The sequence below is a fragment of the Micromonospora echinofusca genome, assembly GCF_017614955.1.
Lineage (GTDB): Bacteria > Actinomycetota > Actinomycetes > Mycobacteriales > Micromonosporaceae > Micromonospora > Micromonospora echinofusca_A.
The window spans coordinates 1-985 of sequence record NZ_WVUH01000681.1 but is presented as its reverse complement, the minus strand read 5'-3'; the positions used below and the strand labels follow the sequence as shown (position 1 = coordinate 985).

The 985-nt window shown below is 72.6% G+C and carries 1 protein-coding gene and 1 pseudogene; both read left to right on the top strand.

The window, feature by feature from the left end:
- Window positions 1–227: pseudogene (locus GSF22_RS33850) on the top strand (hypothetical protein); the annotation flags it as partial.
- Between the two features lie 100 nt (window positions 228–327).
- The coding region (locus GSF22_RS33845) for a hypothetical protein (RefSeq protein WP_208817953.1) at window positions 328–985 on the top strand (658 nt) is incomplete at its 3' end.

Sequence of the window (985 nt, the reverse complement as noted above, 5' to 3'; positions counted from 1 at the left end):
CCCTCAACCCCTACGAACTGTCCGTCTACCAGGCAGGCGAAGCCACCTACGTCGGCCTGCACTGGCGCACCGCCCTCATCGGCGACGCCCTGATCACCACCGACGGCCGCCTCCTCATCGCCACCAGCGACTCCGTCGCCGACCGCTTCCGCTTCCTCAACGAAGCCTGCTCCTACCTGCGCAGCCTGCGCCCCACCGCACGACTGTGCGCCGTCGCCATCGGCTGACCCCAGCACCACCTGAACACACCGCAGGACCGGCCGCCACCCCACCGGCGACCGGTCCTGCCGCACACCCACACCCGACCAACCCACGAAGGAGACCCCGGTGCTGCTCACCGACCCCGCACTGCGACGCATCGCCGCCGACACCAACGACGTCCTACCCGACCAGCTGTGGCGCCACGACACCGCCACCCTCGGCCCCATCGGCGACCTCGCCCGCCTGCTGCACCACACCGCCCGCGCGTTCACCGACACCACCACCGCCCTCGACACGACCCTCACCCGCACGGCCACGATCGCCACGACAGCCGCACACCAGCTCGACGCCCGCGCCGACCTGCACCTCCCCGGCTACCAGCAGACCCTCACCGACGCGCTCACCGCCCGCGAACGGCACACCACCCTCGGAGCCATGCTCGTCGCCACCTACCGCGCCTGGCGCAACCACCGCCCGACCCTCGGCGACAGCGGCACCCGGCACGTGCTCCTGCGACCCGGCGACCCGTCAGCCGGCGTGGCCACCCTGCGCCGACGCGAACCACGCACCTGGCTGGTGGTACCCGACACCGAAGCCGCCACCGCCTTCGCCATCCCCTACCCGGACCGTGTCGTCGGCGAGGTCACCGACACCGGACAGGGCTGGACACCCACCGCCTACATCGCCCGACCCGACCACCCGACCCCACTCGGCACCACGTACCCGCTGCCGACCTGCGACGACCTCGCACCGGCCTGCCGGTCGCTGCTGCGCTGGTGGCACC